Origin of the sequence: Arthrobacter sp. zg-Y769 (assembly GCF_020907405.1) — a bacterium.
Lineage (GTDB): Bacteria > Actinomycetota > Actinomycetes > Actinomycetales > Micrococcaceae > Arthrobacter_B.
This window is the reverse complement of sequence record NZ_JAJJOE010000016.1, coordinates 1-22188: the sequence shown is the minus strand read 5'-3', so window position 1 is coordinate 22188 and position 22188 is coordinate 1. Positions and strand designations below refer to the sequence as shown.

Below are 22188 nucleotides of genomic sequence, written 5' to 3'. Positions count from 1 at the left end.
CTCCTAGTGTCGAGGGCTCCCCAATGACGGGGGATCGGAACTGGTTCGAGGGTCCAGGGCGGTGTCAAAGATCCAGGGGTCCAGCGGGATATTGCCGGGTGAGAAGACGGCCAGCGCTTGGTCCAGGTCTCCGGGCAGGCCCAGCGAGCCCAGGATCAGGGTCCGGACATCGCCGGCGTCCAGCCCGGCGGCGGCCAGATCCGGGAGGGTCACGGCACCGTCGCGCTTGGCCAGCCGCTGCCCGGCGGTGTTCAATGCGAGCGGAACGTGGGCATAGCTGACGGGAGGAAGGCCGAGGAGGGAACCGAGGTAGGCCTGCCGGGGTGCCGAACTCAACAGGTCGTCCCCGCGCACCACCTGGTCAATGCCCTGCAGCGCGTCGTCCAGCACCACTGCGAGATTGTAGGAGGGCACGCCGTCGTTGCGCAGCAGCACCAGGTCATCGACGGCGGAGGTGTAGCGGCCGTGCAGTTCGTCGGTCACCGTGAACTCGGCGGCCTCCGCCCGCAGGCGCAGCGCCGCCGGACGTTCCCGCCGGCGTCGTACGCGTTGCTCCTCGGTGAGGTTGCGGCAGGTTCCGGGGTAGGCGCCTGGCGGTGCGTGCGGCGCCGACGCCGCTTCGGCCACTTCCCGGCGGGTGCAGAAGCACTCGTAAACCAGTCCCGCCCGGCGCAGTCCCGCGATGGCATCCAGATAGATTTCGGTGCGTTCGGACTGCCGGATGATGTCGCCGTCCCAATCCAGGCCGACGGCGGCAAGGTCGCGCAGCTGTGCTGCCTCGGCTCCAGAGCGCACCCGGTCGAGGTCCTCCATCCGCAGGAGGAACCGGCGCTCCGTGCTGCGGGCAAAGAGCCAGGACAGCAGGGCGGTGCGCAGGTTTCCGACGTGCAGCTCACCGGTGGGACTGGGAGCGAAGCGGCCGGCGGCGGAGGAAATAGGCACAACACCAGTCTATTCGGGTGCCGTGGTGCCCGCGGATGCCCTTCCGGTTCCGGGGCGCGGGAGGTTTTGCAGCGCGGGTTTCACCGGGACGAAGGTTGCGGACCAAGGGTGTCCGCAAAGCCGTGGTCTCGTCCCCCGAGCGGTGCCTACCGTTACGGCTATGGGACTTATGGAGCTCCAAGTTGCCCAGATGGAATACCGCTTACGGACAGCGGAGACGGAGCGGCGGAACAACCTCCGGCGAACTCTGCAGGAGCGGAACCAGCCGGACGCCGGGCAGGGGCGCGCCCAGACCGATTGGCCGCTGATCACGCTCCGCCTGGGCCGGTTTAGCCTGGCTCTGTTCCGTACCGTTCGGTTGCCCGCCGCAGGTATGGCCTCACGAGGGACGTCCGGACTGCTTCCCGGCTAACCGGGGGCGTCCGGGGCGTCATGCGAAAAACCGGGGGAGATCAGACCCGGCTTTCCGCTGCTCCCTGCGCCCCGGCGTCGCCCGTTTCGTCTGCCAGTTCCGCACGCACCAGGCCGTCGCCGCGGACCCAGAGCCGGTACGCCGCGAACAACAGGACAATCCATACGGCACCCACAATCAGGGCCACCCGGGTGTCGGGCATGATGCCGAGCAGCACCACGATGAACACCATGAAGGCCAGTGCCGCGTAGGACGCTACCGGCCAGAACGGCACGCCGAATTCCGACGCCGGCAGGTTCCGGCGCTTGATTTCCCGCTTCATTGCGATGTGCGAAAGCAGGATCATCAGCCACACCCACACAGTGGCGAAGGTGGCAATCGAGGCAATGATCGTAAACAGGGACTCCGGCAGCAGTGCATTGAGCACAACGCCGACCAGCAGCACCCCCGCCATGGTTGCCACGGTCATCCACGGCACCCCGTGCCGGGAAATCTTCGCGAACGACGCCGGCGCCTGGCCCTCCTGTGCAAGCCCGTAAAGGACACGGCCGGCACCGAAAATGTCGGAGTTGATGGCCGAGAGCGCGGCCGTGATGACCACGGCGTTGAGGATGTGTGCTGCGGCCGGAATGCCCAGCGTGTCGAAGATCTGCACAAACGGACTGGTTTCGCCGTTGATGTCCTGCCACGGGAAGATCATCATCAGTATGCCCAGGGCGCAGACGTAGAACAGCAGGATGCGCACCGGCACGGTGTTTACCGCGGCGGGGATGGCCTTCTTGGGGTTGTCCGCTTCGCCGGCGGTGATGCCGATGGTTTCGATGCCGCCGAAGGCGAACATCACAATCGAGAAGGATGCCAGCAGGCCCCAGAACCCGTTGGCGAAGAACCCTCCGGAGCCCAGCATCGTATCCAGGCCCGGGTTCGCGGCGTCGGGCAGTCCGAACCCGAACACCACAATGACGGCTCCGCCTACGATCATGGCGATGATCGCGGCAACCTTGATCAGCGAGAGCCAGAACTCCGTCTCTCCGAAGACCTTCACCCGCATCAGGTTCAGGGCGGCAATCAGCAGGATGACGGCGAGGATCCAGATCCAGCGCGGGACGTCTTCGAACCAGAAACCCATATAGATGCCGAAGGCGGTGACGTCGGCAATGGCGACGATGGCCATTTCGAAGGCGAACGTCCAGCCGGTGATGAACCCGGCGAACGGGCCCAGGTAGCGGCTGGCGTAATGGCCGAAGGAACCTGTCACCGGATGCCGGACTGCCATTTCGCCTAGGGCCCGCATGACCAGAAAGACAGCGGCTCCACCGATCATGTAGGCCAGCAGGACGGAGGGTCCGGCGGACTGGATGGCCGATGCGGACCCGTAGAAGAGGCCGGTGCCGATGGCCGAGCCGAGCGCCATGAAGCGGATGTGCCGGACATTCAGCCCGCGGGCCAACGCCTGGGTAAAGGAGGACTTCAAGTAAACGCACCTTGGAATGTGGGGGAGGTAGGCCCAGTTCAGGGGCCAATCCATATTACGCCCACGGGCGGGACGTTCGTTTTCGGGGACCGGCAACGGTGGGGACCCCAATCAGGGATCCCCACCGATGTGTGTTGTTCTGCTGAATTTCTCTAGTGCTGCTCCATCGGATAGCCGATGCGCGCCTCGTGCGGAATCAGTGGTTTGTCCGCTCGGACCTTCATTTCCTGCACTGTCCAGGCGTTGCCGTCCGGATCCGCAAAGCTGAAGAAGGTCCCGCCGTCGCGCTCGTCAAAGACGGTGACGTCGCCGACGTCGACGCCGTGGTCCAGCAGCTCCTGCCTTGCGGCCTGTGCATCGGCAACCACCAGCTGCAGTCCCCGCAGGGAGCCGGGCACCATGCCCTGCTGGGAACCCGGATCGCCGAGCACAATCGAGCAGCCGGAGCCCGGCGGAGTGAGCTGCGCAAAGTCCATCTGCCCGGTCGACGTGCGGTGATCCAGGTTGAAACCCACCTGGTCGCGGTAGAAGGCAATCGACCGGTCCTGATCGCTGACCGGCACGATTATCACCTCGAGGGTCCAGTCCATGATCAGCCCCTACCTTCCGGCCGCGACGGATACGAGCAGCTCATCGAGCTGGTTGTAGCCGTCAGACATGCCCTCTTCCATGCCGTTGCCCAGGAACTCGTCCCGGGATTCAACCGATGGGTACAGGGAACGGCCCGTCACCCGGCTCCTGCCGTCGGGCAGCTCCGTGAAGGTGCTGTATTCGAGCGTCACAATATCCGGGTAGCCCTCGAACTCGAAGGTCTGCAGTAGAAATTCGTCCTGCCGCACGCTGTGGAATATGCCGTGGAAGGCATATTCCGCGTCGTCGCCTGCGGACTGGACGACCCGGTAGGCACCGCCGGACCGCGGCTCGAACACGTCCGTCCGAGTGCTCAGGTCCGCCGGGCCGATCCATTGGACATACAGGTCCGGATCCGTGTGTCCCTGGAACACAGCGCTGACCGGGAAATCGAAGTCGCGTTGATACTCCAGGAAGGGTTTTCCCGTGGGGGCACTCAACGTCAGGGGATTTTTGCTCATCACACGCCCCTTCCCTGCAGCGCCTCCGGCTGGAGCTGGGCGAGGAGCTCGTCCATCCGGTCGAAGCCCTCGGCGACGCCGGACTCCATGCCCGAGGCGGCCATGCCGTTCCGCGCCTCCATGGAAGGGTAGACGGCATGGGCGCTGATCCGGGTGCGGCCGCCGTCGAGCGCCTCGAGGGTCATGAACTCCAGGCTGGTGACGTCGGGATAGCCGGAGAACTCGAAGGTCTGGATTGCGGACTCGTTCTCCCGCACGGTGTGGAAGATGCCCCGGAATTCATAGGGAACTCCCTCCGGACCGGTATGGATGTAGCTGTAGGAGCCTCCGGTGCGGAAGTCATAGTGGTTGATGTCCATCTTCATCCCGCGCGGGCCGAGCCACTGGACCAACAGGTCCGGTTCGGCATAGGCCCGGAAGACCTGGTCCACGGGGTAGTCCACTTCGCGGCTGAAATCGATGAAGGGGACACCGTCCGGGACGGTGAGCTGCAGTGCGTTCGTCATGATGAATCCTTTGCCTGCGGGCCGCCTTTCGCTGCGGCCTGTGCGTTGAGCACGGCGTCTAGGCTGCGGAACTGCTCCTCTCGGACCAGCCGGTACTGGCCGATCCAGGCGGTGAGCGCCTCCAGCCGTGCGGGATTCAGGTGGACGGGCCGGCGCTGGGCGTCACGGCTGCGCGTGACCAGCTGGGCCTGCTCGAGGACCTGGATGTGCTTCGAGATGGCCTGTTTCGAGATCTCGAAGGGTTCCGCCAATTCGTTGACCGTGGCAGGGCCCCGGGAAAGCCGGGCGATGATCTGGCGGCGGGCCGGATCTGCCAGGGCCAGGAAGGCCTTGTCCAGAAGGGGTTCGTCGCTGGGGGATTCCATGCTGTGGTCAGCTTCTGTCGATGTGTAATCAAGGTGCCGGTTGTTCAACCTTTCGGTTGATTACGAAGGTACGACGGCGCCGGGGGAGGGTCAAGGGGTGTGGCGAAGATTTTCCGACTGAAGGTTGATCGTGCGATGCGGCGGCAGGACGGGGCCATGCGCGCGCGTGCGGAAGGTGCGGGCAGAGTCTGCGTTAGGGTTGTCGCGCAGGCCTAATGCCTGCGGGGCACGACGCCTAAGGTCGTGGACAAACGGGGGACCCATGGAATACCAGTATCCGTACAACGGAGATGAGCCGACGCCGTCGTCGTCTCCGCCACCGCCTGTTGTGAACCCGGAATCGACGGTTGATCCTGCCGGGAACGGGACGAACGGTGCAGCCGGTGGTACTGGCGATTTGCCGCCGTTGGGCGCGCTGGGGACGACGTTGATGGTAGTGGGCAACATCCTCTATCTATTGACGGCCTTTCCCGCCTACGCCATCTTTGCGCTCGCGACACAGCTGCTCGAGGAATCGCAGTTGGACCCGCTTACCTTCTGGGCGAGTGTGGGGTGGCTGATCTCGTTCGCCGCCGGCTGGGCTGCCTTCGTTTGGCTTTACCGCGACGGGGCGGGCCGACGAGGCGCCGTGGTATTCCTCGGAATCTTCTTCTTCTGGTGTGGAACGTCTCTGCTGTCTCTGTTCGCGTTCGCGTAAGAACCGGCACGCGAGGTGCCGGACCAGCACTGCCGGGCGGGAGAGGTTCCGCTGTTCACCGGAAAGGGGAAGGTGCCTGTATCTAGTGCTTCAGGTTCCTTCACCACGCCCGTAAACTGACGGCGATTTATCCCCACCGCCCGCGTGAAAGGGATGAACGCATGGACGAGAAGTCGCCTGATCCGTCAAAGGAACCGTTAAAGGAACCTTCGGAGGTCTCGGGGGAGTCCGGTGCCGTAGGAGCTTCAGCGGCATCCGGACGGAGACCGCGCAGGAAAGCGGATCCGAAACGTTCGGCCATCCTGGGCGCCATGTTCCTTATGGCCACCAGTGCTATCGGACCGGGGTTCATTACCCAGACCACGGTGTTTACAGTTCAGCTCGGTGCCGCCTTCGCCTTTGCCATTCTGGTGTCGATCCTGGTGGACATTGCCGTGCAGTTGAACGTATGGCGGATCATCGGCATTTCGGGGCTGCGGGCGCAGGTGCTGGGAAACAAGGTCCTTCCCGGCGCCGGATTGGTACTGGCGATCCTGGTGTTCATCGGTGGGCTGGTGTTCAACGTCGGCAATGTGGCCGGTACCGGACTGGGCCTGAACGCCATGCTCGGGCTGGACCCGAAGATCGGGTCCGCGATATCCGCCGTCCTGGCGATTCTGATCTTCCTTTCGAAGCGGGCCGGGCTGGCACTGGACCGGGTGGTGGTGGTCCTTGGCGCCGTGATGATCCTGCTGATGCTTTACGTGGCCATCGTCGCCAACCCGCCGGTCGGCAGTGCCCTGAAGAACACGGTGCTGCCGGAGCAGGTGGATTTCCTGGCCATCACCACCCTGATCGGCGGGACGGTCGGCGGGTACATCACCTATGCCGGGGCACACCGGATGGTTGATTCGGGAAACTCCGGTCTGGAGAACATTCGCCCCATCACGCGGGCCGCCCTGTTGGGGGTGATCGTTACCGGTGTCATGCGGGTACTGCTGTTCCTTGCCGTTCTGGGCGTGGTTGCCGGCGGAGCTGTGCTCTCCGGCGAGAACCTCGCTGCCGATGCCTTCCGGATCGCAGCTGGTGAACTCGGAATCCGGCTTTTCGGGATTGTTTTCTGGGCCGCCGCCCTGACCTCGGTGATTGGCGCTTCCTACACCTCGGTTTCGTTCATCACCAAGCTCTCCGGCAGCGACCGGGTCCGGAACCTGCTTACGGTTGCCTTTATTGCCGTCTGTGCTGCCGCCTATCTGCTTGCCGGCCAGCCGCCACAGACCCTGCTGGTCTTTGCCGGTGCCTTCAATGGACTCATTTTGCCGCTCGGATTCGCGATCCTGCTCTGGGCCGCCTGGCGGCGCAGCGACCTGCTCGCCGGGTACCGGTATCCGCGTTGGCTGCTGCTGGTGGGGGTGCTGGCCTGGCTGCTGACCCTGTACCTGGGGTGGAATTCGCTTGCCGGGCTGCAGGCTCTCTGGACGTAGCCGGACGGACCCGTTTTCGGTCAGTAAGTCGGGCAGGTGCCGCTGAGCCGCTGCGCCGCCGGTGTATGTACCCGGTGGGTGACCCCGGGACATCCGCGGGGTGACTCGCTCAGAAGGGCGGAGGGACATCAACCCCTACCAAGGGTCCGGCTGCTGAGCTGCCCTCGGATGCAGCTGTTGCCGCGGTGAGTACTGTTTCCTCCGGGGATGCAGACATGTTTCCACTGAGGTCGAGGTGTGCCCGTGTCCGGTACTTTCGGCCGGCTGGCGACATCCACTCGATGACACCTGGCTGGGGTTGCCGCGCAGTCCAGAAACCCGCCGTCTTGAGGGCATGGTGCTTTCGGCAAAGGCATTCAAGGTTCCCGTGCTCAGTTGGTCCACCTCTGGCCCAGGGAACGGTGTGGTCGATTTCGGCCGTGAGCGCGTTCGCCGAGCAGCCCGGGAAACGGCAGGTTGCATCCCGCGCCTGCAGCCACCGGCGGAGTCCAGGAGGAACACGCCGCTGCCGGCCGACCTGAAGGATTTCACCACGTCCGTCCTGGAGCAGTCCGGTCCAATGTCCGATGCTGCGGACCAATTCCCTAGCGGATTCGGCGCTGATGGGACCATATCCGTGTAGCTCCGCCGGGCGGTTGTCCAGGCCGAGAAGGGTTTCTGCATTGATAAGGACCATCACTTCAGCCTTTACCAGCGGACCAAGGGGACCGGCCGGTCGGCGGGAGGGTCGGCTGGACGACGCGTTTGTCGGGCCAGCGGAGGTGTCGTCCGACGAGGCAGAACCGGAGGTTGCGCGCTCGCCGACGGTGCGGAAGCCAGGGTGTTCACGACGGGGTGATCCAGAGGTTGTACGCTCGTCGACCGTAGTGCCGCCGCTGCCGAGCAGCAGGGAGGTGAATATGTCTGCCCGCAACTGGTCGACAGTGCGGGGATCGCCAGCCGCTTGTTCCGACCGGGCGCAGGTTGTCAGCCCGGTGAAGACGGCTTGGCCAACGGGGGCAGGAAGGCGAGCCGACAGGAAACACATCCCGTCAAGCTGGGGTTCCAGACAGACCCGCCGGTCATTCCGGGCTTGCCGGTGGCGGATGACCAATTCGGATTCCGGCACGATGCCCTCGTACAGTCTCCGGGCCCGCCGTTCCAGCTGGGCGGCCGTGAGGCCATCCGCTTCGCGCAACAGCCGGTTCTCCAGCTTGATGCGTGTGGGCTCCGGCAGGGAAACGACGGTGGAGCAGATGATCTGAGCTTTGCGGTAGCTGAGCCTGCCCGCTTCCAGCTCGGCCAGAACCGAGGGGCATTCGGAGCAAAGGGTGGAGGAATCGACAACCAGGCGCTGAGCAGTCATGGGCGGAAGGGACAAAAGCGCCCCTATCTCAGAGGCCGTGAGCCGGAAAGCGGTCTGATCGGGAACGCCGTCCAGGCTGCCGTCCTCCGGATCCAGCTCGCGGCTAACCAGTGCTTCGAGCCGGGTCACGGCACGAGCCTGCTGTGCCTGTGCCCACCCCATAAGAGCCTCAAGACTTTCTATGGTTCTGAGGATGTCTTCCTGTCCAAGGGACTGGACGTTCTGTAACCGCAGGCGTCCGCTGAGTCCGTTGGAAACAGAGGCGTCTGCAGCTGTGTCCGCACAGGCGTCATTGCCGGCGCTCGCTGCTCCGGTCTCCGACACGTGGAACTCGTATGACTGCATGGATTGATTCCATCAAGGTGAGGGGCGACCGGCACCCGCAGGAGGGCCCGTTGTGGAGAACACGACGGAGACACTCAGGGGAGGTCAGCTGTGGAGGAAAAGTGCCGGCGGTGGGCCCCGGCGAGGAGAATCCGGAACGGAAAGTGTTCGGGTGCCGGTGACACGAACCGGGGGGAGCGCTCGGGTGGCGGTGACACGAACCGGGCGAGCGATGGAGTGGCGGTGACACGAACGGGGGAGCGAACGGTGCCGCTGGCACGATCAGGCCGTGGGGCAGTGACACGAACCGGGGAGCGACGGGGTGGCGGTGGGTCGGGGGAGCGAACGGTGCCGCTGGCACGATCAGGCCGTGGGGCAGTGAAGGAACGGACCGCCGCCCCCCGAACCTAGGCTCAGGAACGAATTTCGCCCAGTGCGTCACCGCGGCCGACAGCACTCCCCGGCTCAATCGCGGCACGGGAGAAGGTCCCGGCACGATGAGCCCGGACAGTGGTCTCCATCTTCATGGCCTCCAGTACCGCCACGGGATCGCCTTCCGCGAGCTCAGCGCCGTCGTCTGCCACCCACTTCACCAGGTTCCCGGCCATGGGTGAGGCGAGCACGGCGTCGTCGGCCCCGGCTGACCCGGCCCCGGCGTCGGCGGCCCCGGCTGACCCGGCCCCCGCTGACCCGGCCCCCGCAGTGCCAGCCCCCGCAGCCCCACCCCCAGCGCTCGCAGCACCGGCACCACCCGCCCGCAACGCGTTCAAAAGCGCTGCCGGAACCCCCACGCGCACCGCCCGGCCGTCGACGTCGATTGTGAGGCTTTCCCGCTCGGCGCCGGGCAACGACGCAGCAATTTCGGGCGAAGCAGCCAAAGGTTCCCCAAATTCCGACTCGATCCACGTGGTGTAGACCCCCAGCCGATCGGCACGGGTGAACGCCTCGGACCGGACAACAGCCCGGTGAAAGGGCACAACCGTCGGCACCCCGCGGATTACCAGCTCGTCCAGGGCAGCCCGGGCACGGCGCAATGCCTGCGGCCGGTCCTCGCCCCAGACAATCAGCTTGGCCATCAACGAGTCGTACTCGGCAGGCACCACAGAGCCGGACCGCACACCCGAATCCATGCGGATCCCGGGACCGGTCGGCGGCTCGAACGCTTCCACAGGACCCGGACCGGGCAGGAAACCCCGTGCCGGATCCTCGGCGTTGAGCCGGAACTCGAACGCATGCCCGTACGGCACCGGATCCTCAGTCAGTGACAGCGGCAGCCCATCGGCAATCCGGAACTGTTCCCGGACCAGGTCAACGCCGGTGGTCTCCTCAGTGACCGGATGCTCAACCTGCAACCGGGTGTTGACTTCCAGAAAACTGATCAGCCCGTCGGGGGAGACCAAGTATTCGACAGTCCCTGCACCGGTATAGCCGGCCTCCCGGCAGATGGCCTTGGCCGATTCGTGGATGGTCGCCCGCTGCTCGGAACTCAGGAACGGCGCGGGAGCCTCCTCCACGAGTTTCTGGTTCCGCCGCTGCAGCGAACAGTCGCGGGTGCCGACGACGACGACGTTCCCGTGCGTATCCGCCAGCACCTGCGCTTCCACATGCCGGGGTTTATCCAGGAACCGTTCCGCAAAGCACTCGCCGCGGCCGAAAGCTGAGACAGCTTCACGCACGGCGGATTCGAATGCGTCCTCCACATCCTCCATCCGCCGCGCGATCTTCATGCCGCGTCCACCGCCGCCGAACGCCGCCTTGATCGCCACAGGCAGCCCATGCTCCTCGGCGAAGGTGCGGACCTCGTCGGCACTTTGCGCAGGTCCTGCCGTGCCCGGCACCAGCGGAGCTCCGGCCCGGACGGCGATCTCCCGCGCGGTGACCTTGTTTCCCAGATCGCGGATGGCCTGCGGTGACGGACCGATCCAGGTGAGTCCGGCGTCGAGCACCGACTGCGCAAAGTCGGCGTTCTCCGAAAGGAAACCGTAACCGGGATGCACGGCGTCGGCCCCGGCCCGCTTCGCGGCGTCGATCAGCTTGGGCATGTTCAGATAGGTGTCCGCACCGGAGGATCCGCCCAGCGCATAGGCCTCATCGGCCACCCGCACGTGCAGCGCGTCGGCGTCGGGCTCCGAATACACCGCCGCCGAGGCGATGCCGGCGTCCGAGCAGGCACGGGCCACACGCACGGCAATTTCACCGCGGTTGGCGATCAGGACCTTTTTCATGGGGTTCCTTCCGGAAACTGCGCCGCCGCGTCACCGGGCGCGAGCGGCGCCAGGGTATCGGCATCGACAAGGACAAAGCGTACGGGGTGCCCGGGCGGCAGCTGTGCGGCCAGGGGCAGGTCCTGCGGAACGACGACGGCGATCACCGGGTAGCCGCCGGTGACCGGGTGATCGGCCAGAAAGAGGACGGGCAGGCCCGACGGCGGCACCTGCAGCGAGCCGGCAACCACGCCTTCGCTGGGCAGTTCCCCGTCCCCGACGCGGCGCAGGGGCTGGGCTGCCGCGTCTTCGGGATCGGCCGCAAGCCGCACGCCGATCCGGTTGGACTCGTTGGTGGTAACCCACGTGGAGCGAGTCAGGGATGCAGCGGCGTCGGGCCCGAACCAGTCCTGCCGCGGGCCGGCGGTGATCCGCAGCTGTGTCGGCACGTTGCCGTCGCCCAACGACGACGGCTCCGGGGCCCCGACGGGAGCCGCCCCGGACACGGTGCCAACGGGTAGCCGCGTCCCGGCCTCCAACGCCGCCGGACCAATGCCGCTCATCGTGTCTGTACTCCGGCTGCCCAGGACCGGCTCCACGGCAATCCCGCCGCGCACCGCCACATAGCTGCGTACTCCGCGGAAGGGGGAGCCAAGAACCAGGGATTCCCCGTCGAGCAGGGCAAAGGGCGCATTCAGCGGTGCGGGACGGTCCCGCGCGCCGTCAGGGGAGGCGACCGCGGCCGGCAGCTCCGCGCCCGCCAGGGCCACGACCGCATCGCCGCGGGCAATCAGTTCCAGTCCGCCGAAGAGGTTCTCGATCACGGCAGCGTCGGACGGGTTTCCGACCAGCCGGTTGGCCTGCCGGGCGGACCGGGGATCCGCGGCGCCGGACACGGAGACGCCAAGGTCGGCGAAACCGGGACGGCCGAGGTCCTGGACCAGGGACTGCAGTCCTGGCGCTTTGACTTCGAGTGCGTTTTGCCCGCCCTGGGTGGGCGAGGGCACCTCATCCGTCGCCTCCTCTATGGCTTCGCCGGCCTCGGCCCCATCCTTTGGAGATCTAGCGGTGATGAGTTCCCGGACCGGCTTGAACCAGACCGTATCCCCGGGCCGGATCAGTGCCGGGGAGTCCCGGGAGAGGTCCCACATCACGGCGTTGGTGTGGCCGATCAGTTGCCAGCCGCCGGGGGACTGGCGCGGATAGACAGCGGAGTAGTCCCCGGCGAGTGCCACGGAGCCGGACGGCACCGCGGTCCGGGGACTGCTCCGCCGGGGTACGTTCAGTACCGGGTCGCCGCCCACCAGATAGGTGAAACCGGGCGCAAATCCACCGAACCCTCCGGTCCACGCAGTGCCGGTATGCGCCTTGACCACCGCATCTTCGGACAGGCCGGTGAGTCGGGCTACCTCGGCCAGGTCCCCGCCGTCGTACACGGTCTCGATGGTGACCGTCCGCGCATCCGGAAGCTCGCCGTGGGTTAGATTCAGCGCCTCGATGAGCCCTGCCGCAGCAACTGTTTCCCGCCGGCCGACAAACCCGACGAGGACGGTTGCGGCGGCGGCCAGCACATCCACCTGCCCGGGCAGCGGCCGGGCGAGGAGCTCGGCGTGGAGGGCGACGACGTCGGACAGTGACTCGAGTTCGACCAGCAGTGCGCGCGTCCCGGCTGGCCGGATGGAAGTGACGTGTGGGCTCACACGAAACTCGAGATACTTACGCCGGCGTTTTCCAGCCCCGCACGTACCGCCTTCGCCATGGCGACGGCACCCGGAGTGTCGCCGTGGACGCAGATGGATTCGGCCTGCATCGGAATCTCCGTGCCGTCAACGGCGGTGATGGTGCCCTGCGTAGCCAGCCGGACCATGTTCGCGGTGACCGTACCGGCGTCGGAGATCACCGCGTTGGGCTCGCGGCGGGAGACGAGTGTGCCGTCGGGGTTGTAGTTGCGGTCCGCGAAGGCTTCGGCCACGCCGCGCAGGCCGGAGTCGGCGGCTATCTCCAGGGCGACGGCGCCGGGCAGCAGCAGGACGGGCAGGTCCTTGTCGAAGGCCCGGACCGCGTCGACGACGGCGCGGGCGTGCACCTCGTGGCGGACGATGGTGTTGTAGAGGGCACCGTGCGGTTTCACGTAGCGGACCTCGGACCCTGCCGCGCGGGCCAGGCCCTGCAGTGCGCCGAGCTGGTACAGCACGTCGTCGAGCAGCTCGGTGTAGGAGCAATCCAGGAACCGGCGGCCGAACCCGGCCAGATCCCGGTAGGCCACGTGCGCGCCGATGGTGACTCCTGCCGCCACCGCGTCGCGGCAGGTCTGCGCGATGGTGGACGGATCTCCGGCATGGAAGCCGCAGGCCACGTTGGCGCTGGAAACGGACTCGAAGATCGCGGCGTCGTCGCCCATGGTCCAGTTGCCGAAGGATTCGCCTACGTCACTGTTCAGATCGATGACAGGCATGGTGGAACCTCCGTGCTGATGGGGACGCCGGATGGGGAACGTGGTGGGAGCGTCCGGTAACAGTGTGCCCGGTTCGATCAGCGTGTTCAATAATCAGGCGGACAGGCGGACCCTGCCGTCTTTTATGCCGACGGGGCTTAATGCATTGCGTTTCTCCGAATCAGATATCCCTGCATCTGTTTGGGCCGGGCACGGATGACCCCCAAGCCGACCGGGATGCTGTGATCCGGTACATGGAAGACCAGGGGCTGGAGATCAGCGGGGTCTTCGGGGATCCGTCCTATCCCGAGGGTGTGGCCTGGGATGCCACCGGACGGGGAGGAAGCGGGCTCAAAATCATCTATGCCACCAGCTCGACCCACCGGGGAATAACCCTGCACGGAGAGTGCTCCGCACATCCGTCCATGCAGAACAAAGTCTCCCGGGATACGCCCTAATCCGCTAACCGGTCGGCACGATGTTGTGGTTCCGCCGGAAGAGATTCTGCGGATCGTAGGCGGTCTTCAGCGCCGTGAGCCGGGCCAGCTTGTCCGTCCCGTAGACGGACGGGGCGGTGCCCTGCGCCACCGGATCCTCGGCGCCCATGAAGTTCACGTATTGCGCGCCGGAGGAAAACGGTTCCACAGCCTTCGCCAGCCCGCGGACAAAAGCCGTACGGGCGGCGTCGTCCGCCGGGTCCTGCCAGTAGCCGTAAATGTTCAGCCAGTAGGGGGCATCCCTGGTGGGAAAGGCGGTGGCGTCGTCCGCCACCCGGCCGTAGGCGCCACCCAGATGGTGGATGTCAAAGCCGGTCCCGCGCCAGGTCTGCTCACACCCGGCGCGGACCAGAGTGTCGATGGCGGCGTCATCCAGTCGGTCGATGGAGGCGTTTTTCCAGTAGGCGCGTGAGCCTGGCGGGAATGTTGAGTCCATGGCCGTCTGCCAGTCCGACCACTGCACCGCTTGCACTGCCTCCATGTCAGGCGGAGCTGCCGCGGTAAGCTGCCGGATCAGCGCGGCCCCGGCCTCCTGATCCGGGTCCGCCCAGGCGAGTCCGATCACCATCAGCGGTTGGTCCCCCATGTCCCATTCCTCGATCGGTACCAGGCAGCTGATGATGGTGGTCATCTCATCGGGCAGATCGGCCGCCCACGCGTCATAGGCGGCGAGCGCCTGGTGCCAGTGCATGTTGCCGTACGCCAGGTTCCCGGTGAGGACCTGCGCGGGCAGCGGATGCGCCCGGAAGGTAAAGGAAGAAACGACGCCGAAGTTCCCGCCCCCGCCGCGCAGCCCCCAGAACAGTTCCGAATGGTCATCGGCGGATGCGTGGACCGACTCGCCGTCAGAGGTGACGACGTCGGCAGCCTCCAGATTGTCGATGCTCAGTCCATGCGCGCGGGTCAGCCAGCCGACACCCCCGCCGAGGGTCAGCCCGGCCACCCCCGTGCCGGAAACGACGCCCATGGGAACCGCCAGGCCATAGGGTTCGGTGGCGGCGTCGACGTCGCCCATGGTGGCTCCCGCCTGCACCGTAACGGTACCGCTGTCCACGTCTACGCTGACGTCCCGCAGGCCACCCATATCCAGTACGATCCCGTCCGCAACCGTCCCGTTCCCCGCCACGTTATGCCCGCCGCCGCGGACCGCCAGCGGCAGGTTCCACAGCTGGGCACAGGTGAGCACCTGGGCAATGTCGTCGACGGAAGCAACACGCACCACCATCGCCGGCAGAACATCGATCATGCCATTCCAGACGCGGCGGGCGCCGTCGTAGCCCTCGTCCTGCGGCAGGATGACGGAACCGGTCAGGGACGCCCGCAGGTCCGCTACGGCATCCGGGGGAAGCTGGGGATCCATGGGATTACACCGCCTTCGGACGGCAGCCGCCGGACGCCCGGATGGTGCCCGGTCCTTGAGGTCGTCCCGCCGCCCCTAGGAGAAAATTCTTCGCCTGCCGCCCGGGGGAAACAAGGGTCCGGGCCGCTGCAGGCGATAGGTGCGCGGAACAAATTCCGTCCCCGCGAAACCGATACCGCCAACCTTGGTTGCCCCAGACGGCTTCGGCCGTTCCGGTGGGAGGTGCCTTTTGTCTGTGGGTCGCAGACAGGAAAGTGCCGGGCGTCACTCGGGAGGTTCCGTCGTTACACAGTTGGTGCCTCGGGCCGGCCAAAACCGGGGTAATCCGAAGTAGGGAACTGAAATAATAGGGAAGGCGCCTTAGTTGTTTGGGCCGCCCGTACCGCCAGAGTCTCATGCCCGTGAATGGAGCCCCCCGAAGTGCCTTCCGAATCAGCCCAGCCGTTTGAAATCTCTGCTGCGGACCGCGTCACCGTCTACGGCGCGAAGAACTTTCCCGAGGTGGCCGGGCTGCTGCCGGCCTCCGCGTTCCTCGCCGAGGATGACGGGCGCTTCCCGGCCGACGTCGTGCTGCTGTTCGTAGCCTCCGCTGCCGACCTGGCACATGAGCTGGCCACAGCCGCTGCCGCCGTCGAGCCCGGCGGATCCCTCTGGGTCTGCTATCCGACGGCGGAGGTCGACGGCGGTGCCCCGGATCTGAACCGGGACACGGTGGCTTCCCTTTTCGAAACGAACGACTGGGAGCCGGTGGGCGACACCGTGCTCAGCAGCGAATGGTCTGCCGTGCGAGGGCGGCCGACAGGGAAGTAAGGCAGGGAAGTAAGGCAGGGAAGCCGCCGGGCCGGACCGCGCAGGGCGGAATTAGGCCCGGCGGCTTCCGCAGGGATGGCCGTCGGCGCATACTCGGGAGCATTCGATCCGTTCCCCGTAAGGAGACCGCTATGTCCTCGAACATGAACCCCTACCTCAACTTCCGGGACAACGCTGCGGAAGCGATGTCCTTCTACCAGGAGGTCTTCGGCGGCACCCTGGAAAGCTCCACGTTTGCGGAAATGAACATGTCCGATGATCCGTCCGAGGCAAACAAAATCATGCACTCGACGCTCACCACGGACAGCGGCTTTGTGCTGATGGCCTCGGATACGCCCAACGCCATGGCCGGGCCGGAAAGCGTGGCCCCTGATTCCAGCAACGGCTACGCCATTGCCCTGAGCGGTGACAACAGTGACGAGCTGCGCGGCTACTGGGACAAGCTGCTCGACGGCGGCCAGATGACCCTGCCGCTGGAAAAGGCACCCTGGGGTGACGTGTTCGGCATGGTGACGGACCGGTTCGGAACCAGCTGGATGATCAGCATCGAGACTGAGGACTCCTAGAACCCGACCCGTCTGGCGTGCGCGCCGCCGCGCACAGGGGCCGCCGCCCGCACGGCGGCGGCTCAGCTGCCCCCGCCGGACTGCTGCGCCGCCCACTCTGCGACGCGGCGGGCGCTTTCCTCTTCGGAAAGGTCCTCCACCCTTGACATCACTGACCAGCGGACCCCGAACGGGTCACGGATACTGGCGAAGCGGTCTCCCGAGACAAAGGTTGTCACTGGTTCGCGGATAACGGCACCGGCCGCCGCCGCGCGCGCGACGGTCTTGTCCACATCGGCGCAGTAGAGCCCGAGCGAGTAGCAGTCGTTGTCCCCTTCCGGGGGGAGCACCAGCCCGAAAGCCGGATTGGGCTCGCCCAACTGCAGCCGGCCCATTCCAAAGTCGAGATCGGCGTGCACCACCACGCCGTCCATCTCGGTTACGTCCACCACCCGCGCGTCGAACACGTCGCGGTAAAACGTGATGGCGTTTCGGGCGTCCGGGACGGCCAGGAACGGGGTCAGGCTGGTGGCGCCGTGCGGAATCCCGCCGGTGGTGTGTTCACCGGTGAGGCCGGCAGCGGTTTCGTCTGAAGTGGTGTTGTCTGTGAATGTCATGCTGCAAGGCTAGGCAGCAGCAATAGGGTGGCGCTTGGAGATTCGCGACAATAGGATTCACGACCCCCGACAGCACCCGAATACCCGGAGAAATGAGCAGGCTATGGAGGACCAGTGGCGCGGGCTGCTTTATCCCGCCCGGCTGCCTGCGTTCCACCGGCTGCTTCCGCCGGACGCCCTCCGGGACCGCTTGGGCTGGATCTGGATTCCGGAATGGGACCTGGCGCCCGGAAAGGTCTCCCGGCAGGAGATCCTGCCGTTCCCGGCCTTGAACCTAGTGGTGCAGGAGGACGGTGTCAGTCTTTCCGGTCCCGCCACGCGGCGCTCCTTCCGTGACTTGGCGGGGCGGGGCTGGGCTGTCGGGATGCTGCTGCGTCCGGCCGCCGTACCGGTTTTTACTGATGACCCGGGCGGACTCCGCGACACGGAAATCCCGTTCCACGCCCCGGACCTGCATGCCGCAGTGACGGCCGCCATGTGCTGCGGCGTCGGAATTAATGACGACGACGGTGTCCACCGCCGGGAGCACGCAGCATCGATAGCCAGCGCCTGGCTGGAAGCGCGCGTGCCGGTACCAACAGCCGAAGCCGAGGCCGCCAACCGGTTGGAGGACCTGATCCGATCCGACCGGGAGCTGACCCGGGTTGACCAGGCAGCTGAACAGCTTGGCGTCTCCGTCCGGACCCTGCAGCGTCTGGCGCACCGGTTTGTGGGCCTGCCGCCGCTGGCGATGATCCGCCGCTACCGGTTGCAGGAGGCGGCGGAACGGCTGCGCGAGAACGTTGGAGTTTCCATTGCCGATGTCGCTGCCGATCTCGGGTACGCCGACCATGCACATCTGGCCAACGCGTTCCGGGAGGTTTTGGGCTTCACGCCCAGCGGCTACCGGCGCTCCGCGGGCCGGTAGGCACGTTTAGCTCCGTACGGGCCAGGACGGGTTCTGTGGCTAAAGTTTCCTAATTTCTCTTGTCAGTTGGCGGTTCGGCGGACATGTTGTCATCGCCTGCAAATTGTTGATGGCGACGTCAACAGGGCGCTACAGCGTTGTATCCGCTCGATCCAGCCCCAGGATGAATCCATTACTGCCCGCCGCGTGCCGCGGCAGGAAGCAAGGGACGGCTCCGCAGCGGCAGGATCCTTTTCGAAGGTTTCCAGCATGACCAGAACTAAGAATCTCTCGGCGGTCTTCCTGGCCGTTGGCCTGGCGGCAGGCCTGTCCGCCTGCGCGCCGGCGGGCTCCAACTCAGAAGAGGAAGGCGAAGCCAGCTCCTGCAACGTCGGGATCTCCATGCCCACCCGCAGCCTCGAGCGCTGGATCAACGACGGCGAAGGGCTGAAGGAAAAACTCGAAGCCAAGGACTGCACGGTTGACCTGCAGTACGCCGACAACAAGACCGACCAGCAGATCAGCCAGATCCAGAACCAGGTAGCCGGCGGCGCGAAGATCCTGGTGGTCGCGGCCATCGACGGCGAAACCCTCGGCCCCACGCTCGAAGACGCGAAGGGCCAGGACGTGCAGATCATCGCCTACGACCGCCTGATCAACGGCACCGAAGCCGTGGACTACTACGCCACGTTCGACAACTACAAGGTAGGCCAGCTCCAGGGCGAGTTCATCGAAGAGCAACTCGGCCTGGCCGAGGGTGAGGGCCCGTTCAACCTGGAGCCCTTCGCCGGAAGCCCCGATGACAACAACGCCTCCTTCTTCTTCTCCGGAGCATGGGATGTGCTGCTGCCCTACGTGGAGAGCGGCCAGCTCGTAGTGCCGTCCGGCAAGTCCCCGGCCAGCAATGACGAATGGACATCCATCGGCATCCTCGGCTGGGAATCGGCCGACGCCCAGGCGGAAATGGATAACCGCCTGCAGTCCTTCTACACCGGCGGCGAGAAGGTCGACGTCGTCCTATCGCCGAATGACAGCTTGGCGCTGGGCATCGAGGCCTCCCTGGATGCCGCCGGATACCAGCCCGGATCGGACTGGCCGTTGATCACCGGCCAGGACGGCGACGTCGCCAATGTGAAGGCGATGCTGGAGGACCGGCAGTCCATGACCGTCTGGAAGGATACCCGTGAGCTCGGCACGCAGGTGGAAACCATGATCGACGCGCTCGTGGCCGGCGAGGATGTGGAGGTCAATGACACCGAGACCTACAACAACGGGGTGTTGGTGGTTCCCACCTACATCCTCGACCCCGTGGTGGTCACCAAGGACACCGTCGAGTCCCAGCTGGTGGACTCGGGCTTCCTGGAAGCCGGCGAGGTCGGTCTCTGATCCGCAGCGAGGCGCGGCGGCGGACTGCCGCCGCGCCGTGCTGCCCCGGCACTGAAGCGAGAACCATATGACAGACGTCATCCTGTCCATGGACGGCATTGTGAAGGAGTTCAACGGCATCCGTGCCCTGGACGAGGTGTCCGTCAATGTTGATCGCGGCGAAGTCCACGCCATCTGCGGCGAGAACGGCGCCGGCAAATCCACCCTGATGAAGGTGCTCAGCGGCGTGTACCCGCACGGCAGCTTCTCCGGAACCATCACGCTTGAAGGCAGGCCCGTCAGCTACGGCTCGATCAACGACAGCGAGCGCGACGGCATTGTGATCATCCACCAGGAACTGGCTCTAAGTCCGTTCCTGTCCATTGCCGAGAACATTTTCCTGGGCAACGAGGTGGCCCGCGGCGGGGTGATCGACTGGAATAAAACCAACCTGCAGGCCGCGGCACTGCTGAAACGCGTGGGGCTGGCCGAAAACCCGGCCACGAAGATCCTTGAACTCGGCGTGGGCAAGCAGCAGCTGGTGGAGATTGCCAAGGCCCTCTCCAAAGAGGTGAAGATCCTGATCCTCGACGAGCCCACCGCAGCACTGAACGACGACGACTCCGCACACCTGCTGGGCCTGATCGACCAGCTGCGCGGCCAGGGCATCACCTCGATCGTCATTTCCCACAAGCTCAAGGAAATCCGCGCAATAGCCGATACCGTCACGGTGATCCGCGACGGGCGCACCATCGAAGACTTCCCGGTGGAGGACACCGACGCCATTGAAACCCGCATCATCCGTGCCATGGTGGGCCGCCCGCTGGATAACCAGTTCCCGCCCCGCGACCCGAAGATCGGCCAGGAGAAGTTCCGGGTGGAGAACTGGACCGTGCATCATCCGGTGGATCCGGGCCGCGTGGTAGTGGAGAACGCCTCCTTCACCGTCCGGGCCGGAGAGATCGTCGGGTTTGCCGGGCTCATGGGCGCCGGCCGGACCGAACTGGCCATGAGCATTTTCGGCCGCTCCTACGGCACCGGCATCTCCGGGCGGGTCTACAAGGACGGTGTCGCAATCTCCACGCGGACGGTGGGGGAGGCCATCCGCAACGGCCTCGCCTACGTCAGCGAGGACCGCAAGCGGTACGGGCTGAACCTGATCGGCAGCGTCGCGGTGAACGTCTCCGCCGCGGCGCTGGGGAAACTGGCCCGGCTGGGGGTCATTGACCGGCACCGCGAATACGCCGTGGCGGACGAGTACCGGCAGCGGATGAACATCCGCACCCCGAGCGTCACCTCGACGGTCAGCAACCTGTCCGGCGGGAACCAGCAGAAAGTGGTGCTCAGCAAATGGATCTATTCCGGGCCGGACGTGCTGATCCTCGATGAGCCCACCCGCGGGATCGACGTCGGCGCCAAGTACGAGATTTACGGAATCATCAACGAACTGGCGGCCCAGGGCAAAGCCGTGATCGTTATTTCCAGCGAACTGCCCGAACTGATCGGGCTCTGTGACCGCATCTACACCATCGCGGAAGGACGCCTCACCGCAGAAGTGCCCCGCGCCGAGGCAACCCAGGAAGAGCTGATGCGCCACATGACCGCCGACAGGACCCAAGGAGCACAAGCCACGTGACCACCACTACTCCAGAACAGGCGATGGCGCCGCTGCCGCCGTCATCGGGCACAGCGCCCAAAAAACGACGCCGGGTGGACCTGCGCCAATACGGCATCCTCGCCGCACTGGTGGTGATCATCCTGCTGTTCCAGGTGCTCACCGAAGGACGGCTGCTGTATCCGGGCAACGTCAGCAACCTCATCCAGCAGAACGCGTACGTGCTGATCCTGGCCATCGGCATGGTCATGGTAATCATTGCCGGGCACATCGACCTCTCCGTGGGATCGGTGGTGGCCACCGTCGGTGCCATTGCGGCCCTGGCGATGAACGAGTGGGGGATGCCCTGGTGGGCGGCCGTGGTGCTCTCGCTGCTGGTCGGCGCGCTGATCGGCGCCTGGCAGGGGTTTTGGGTGGCGTTTGTGGGGATACCCGCATTCATTGTCACCCTGGCCGGGATGCTGGTGTTCCGCGGCGTCGCGCTGGTGCTGCTCTCCGACGGCACCATCAGCGGCCTGCCGCGGCCGTACAACTCGATCGGCTCCGGCACCCTGCCCTCCACGGGCACGCCGGACCTGCTGACCCTGGGCATCGGTGCCCTGGCCTCGGTTGCCCTGGTGGCGCAGCAGCTCAAGGGGCGGGCGGACCTGCGCCGGCTGGACCTGCCGCGCGAGCGTACGGCGTCGTTTGTCTTCAAGATGGCCGTGGCCGTCTTCGCGATCATGTACCTCTGCTATCTGCTGGCCTACAACCGCGGTATGCCGATCATCCTGATCATCCTGGCCGGGCTGGTGCTGGGGTACTCGTTCCTGCTGGGCCGCACCGTCTTCGGCCGGCACATCTACGCCATGGGCGGGAACCTGAACGCCGCCATGATGTCCGGGGTGAAGACCCAGTGGGTGAACTTCCTCGTGTTTGTGAACATGGGCTTCCTAGCCGGACTCGCTGCCGTGGTCAGTACCGCCCGGGCTGGCAGCGCGGTGGCCGGGGCCGGCGCAGGGTTTGAGCTCGACGCCATTGCCGCCGTGTTCATCGGCGGTGCCTCGGTGCAGGGCGGCGTCGGTACGGTGGTCGGTGCCGTGATCGGCGGACTGGTGATGGGCGTGCTGAACCAGGGCCTGTCCATCCTGTCCGTCGACGCCGCGTGGCAGCAGATCATCAAGGGCCTGGTGCTGCTGGCGGCGGTGGCATTCGGGTTCAGTCGCCGGCGGAACGCGCGGTAGGTTCCCGGGGGGG

General features: G+C 65.9%; 21 protein-coding genes. 9 read left to right on the top strand and 12 right to left on the bottom strand.

Translation table 11 applies throughout. From position 1 onward, the window contains the following. Nucleotides 1-3 precede the first annotated feature (3 nt). The 6 genes from gluQRS to LOC60_RS14550 all read right to left on the bottom strand — a co-directional run bounded on the left by gluQRS (nt 4) and on the right by LOC60_RS14550 (nt 4790). A complete protein-coding gene (gene gluQRS / locus LOC60_RS14575; RefSeq protein ID WP_230026348.1) occupies nt 4-942 on the bottom strand; it encodes a tRNA glutamyl-Q(34) synthetase GluQRS in 939 nt (312 codons plus the stop codon). Nucleotides 943-1394: 452 nt separating this feature from the next. Then, a complete protein-coding gene (locus LOC60_RS14570; protein WP_230026508.1) occupies nt 1395-2768 on the bottom strand; it encodes an amino acid permease in 1374 nt (457 codons plus the stop codon). A 212-nt stretch (nt 2769-2980) separates the two neighbouring features. After that, nucleotides 2981-3418: a VOC family protein gene (locus LOC60_RS14565; protein WP_230026347.1), complete on the bottom strand. Its 438-nt coding sequence runs from the start codon at nt 3416-3418 to the stop codon at nt 2981-2983. Nucleotides 3419-3427: 9 nt separating this feature from the next. Continuing rightward, on the bottom strand, nt 3428-3919 hold the full coding sequence (locus LOC60_RS14560) for an SRPBCC family protein (protein WP_230026346.1): 492 nt from the start codon (nt 3917-3919) through the stop codon (nt 3428-3430). Then, on the bottom strand, nt 3919-4425 hold the full coding sequence (locus tag LOC60_RS14555; protein ID WP_230026345.1) for an SRPBCC family protein: 507 nt from the start codon (nt 4423-4425) through the stop codon (nt 3919-3921). The genes LOC60_RS14560 and LOC60_RS14555 overlap by 1 nt, the downstream gene beginning before the upstream one ends. Continuing rightward, nucleotides 4422-4790 carry an ArsR/SmtB family transcription factor gene (locus tag LOC60_RS14550; protein ID WP_230026344.1) on the bottom strand — a complete coding sequence of 123 codons (369 nt, stop codon included), beginning with the start codon at nt 4788-4790 and terminating at the stop codon, nt 4422-4424. The genes LOC60_RS14555 and LOC60_RS14550 overlap by 4 nt, the downstream gene beginning before the upstream one ends. Nucleotides 4791-5052: 262 nt before the next feature. On the opposite strand from LOC60_RS14550, the gene LOC60_RS14545 reads away from it, so the two are divergent. Together LOC60_RS14545 and LOC60_RS14540 are read left to right on the top strand one after the other, a co-directional pair. After that, on the top strand, nt 5053-5487 hold the full coding sequence (locus tag LOC60_RS14545; RefSeq protein WP_230026343.1) for a hypothetical protein: 435 nt from the start codon (nt 5053-5055) through the stop codon (nt 5485-5487). Between the two features lie 161 nt (nt 5488-5648). Beyond that, nucleotides 5649-6950, top strand: coding sequence for an NRAMP family divalent metal transporter (locus LOC60_RS14540; protein WP_442860425.1), 1302 nt, complete (start codon nt 5649-5651; stop codon nt 6948-6950). Nucleotides 6951-7059: 109 nt separating this feature from the next. Here the strand turns inward: LOC60_RS14540 and LOC60_RS14535 are convergent, their stop codons facing one another. From LOC60_RS14535 to LOC60_RS14520, 4 genes are all read right to left on the bottom strand, one after another. After that, entirely contained in the window at nt 7060-8640 is a 1581-nt protein-coding gene (locus LOC60_RS14535; protein WP_230026341.1) for an HNH endonuclease signature motif containing protein, read from the bottom strand. A 392-nt stretch (nt 8641-9032) separates the two neighbouring features. Continuing rightward, nucleotides 9033-10844, bottom strand: coding sequence for an acetyl/propionyl/methylcrotonyl-CoA carboxylase subunit alpha (locus LOC60_RS14530; protein ID WP_230026340.1), 1812 nt, complete (start codon nt 10842-10844; stop codon nt 9033-9035). Next, entirely contained in the window at nt 10841-12523 is a 1683-nt protein-coding gene (locus LOC60_RS14525) for a 5-oxoprolinase/urea amidolyase family protein (protein WP_230026339.1), read from the bottom strand. The genes LOC60_RS14530 and LOC60_RS14525 overlap by 4 nt, the downstream gene beginning before the upstream one ends. Next, complete coding sequence (locus LOC60_RS14520) at nt 12520-13278, bottom strand: LamB/YcsF family protein (RefSeq protein ID WP_230026338.1); 759 nt, start codon at nt 13276-13278, stop codon at nt 12520-12522. The genes LOC60_RS14525 and LOC60_RS14520 overlap by 4 nt, the downstream gene beginning before the upstream one ends. 233 nt (nt 13279-13511) lie before the next feature. Between LOC60_RS14520 and LOC60_RS14515 the strand changes: the two genes are divergently transcribed. Then, entirely contained in the window at nt 13512-13715 is a 204-nt protein-coding gene (locus tag LOC60_RS14515; RefSeq protein WP_230026337.1) for a hypothetical protein, read from the top strand. A gap of 4 nt (nt 13716-13719) precedes the next feature. On the opposite strand, the gene LOC60_RS14510 is transcribed toward LOC60_RS14515, so the two are convergent. After that, the gene (locus LOC60_RS14510) at nt 13720-15114 is read right to left on the bottom strand and encodes an FAD-binding oxidoreductase (protein WP_230026336.1); all 1395 of its coding nucleotides are present in this window, start codon (nt 15112-15114) and stop codon (nt 13720-13722) included. A 420-nt stretch (nt 15115-15534) separates the two neighbouring features. On the opposite strand from LOC60_RS14510, the gene LOC60_RS14505 reads away from it, so the two are divergent. Then, on the top strand, nt 15535-15924 hold the full coding sequence (locus LOC60_RS14505; protein ID WP_230026334.1) for a hypothetical protein: 390 nt from the start codon (nt 15535-15537) through the stop codon (nt 15922-15924). Between the two features lie 131 nt (nt 15925-16055). Then, on the top strand, nt 16056-16490 hold the full coding sequence (locus LOC60_RS14500; RefSeq protein WP_230026333.1) for a VOC family protein: 435 nt from the start codon (nt 16056-16058) through the stop codon (nt 16488-16490). A gap of 62 nt (nt 16491-16552) precedes the next feature. Here LOC60_RS14500 and LOC60_RS14495 read toward each other — a convergent pair whose 3' ends face one another. Beyond that, nucleotides 16553-17086 (bottom strand): VOC family protein, encoded by a 534-nt coding sequence (locus tag LOC60_RS14495; protein ID WP_230026332.1) that lies wholly within the window; start codon nt 17084-17086, stop codon nt 16553-16555. 103 nt (nt 17087-17189) lie between these two features. On the opposite strand from LOC60_RS14495, the gene LOC60_RS14490 reads away from it, so the two are divergent. From LOC60_RS14490 to mmsB, 4 genes are all read left to right on the top strand, one after another. Then, complete coding sequence (locus LOC60_RS14490; protein WP_230026331.1) at nt 17190-17993, top strand: AraC family transcriptional regulator; 804 nt, start codon at nt 17190-17192, stop codon at nt 17991-17993. 249 nt (nt 17994-18242) lie between these two features. Further along, on the top strand, nt 18243-19358 hold the full coding sequence (gene chvE, locus LOC60_RS14485; RefSeq protein ID WP_230026330.1) for a multiple monosaccharide ABC transporter substrate-binding protein: 1116 nt from the start codon (nt 18243-18245) through the stop codon (nt 19356-19358). Between the two features lie 67 nt (nt 19359-19425). Then, nucleotides 19426-20973: a multiple monosaccharide ABC transporter ATP-binding protein gene (gene mmsA, locus LOC60_RS14480; protein ID WP_230026329.1), complete on the top strand. Its 1548-nt coding sequence runs from the start codon at nt 19426-19428 to the stop codon at nt 20971-20973. A 23-nt stretch (nt 20974-20996) separates the two neighbouring features. Beyond that, a complete protein-coding gene (gene mmsB, locus LOC60_RS14475) occupies nt 20997-22175 on the top strand; it encodes a multiple monosaccharide ABC transporter permease (RefSeq protein WP_230026506.1) in 1179 nt (392 codons plus the stop codon). The last annotated feature ends 13 nt before the right edge of the window (nt 22176-22188 follow it).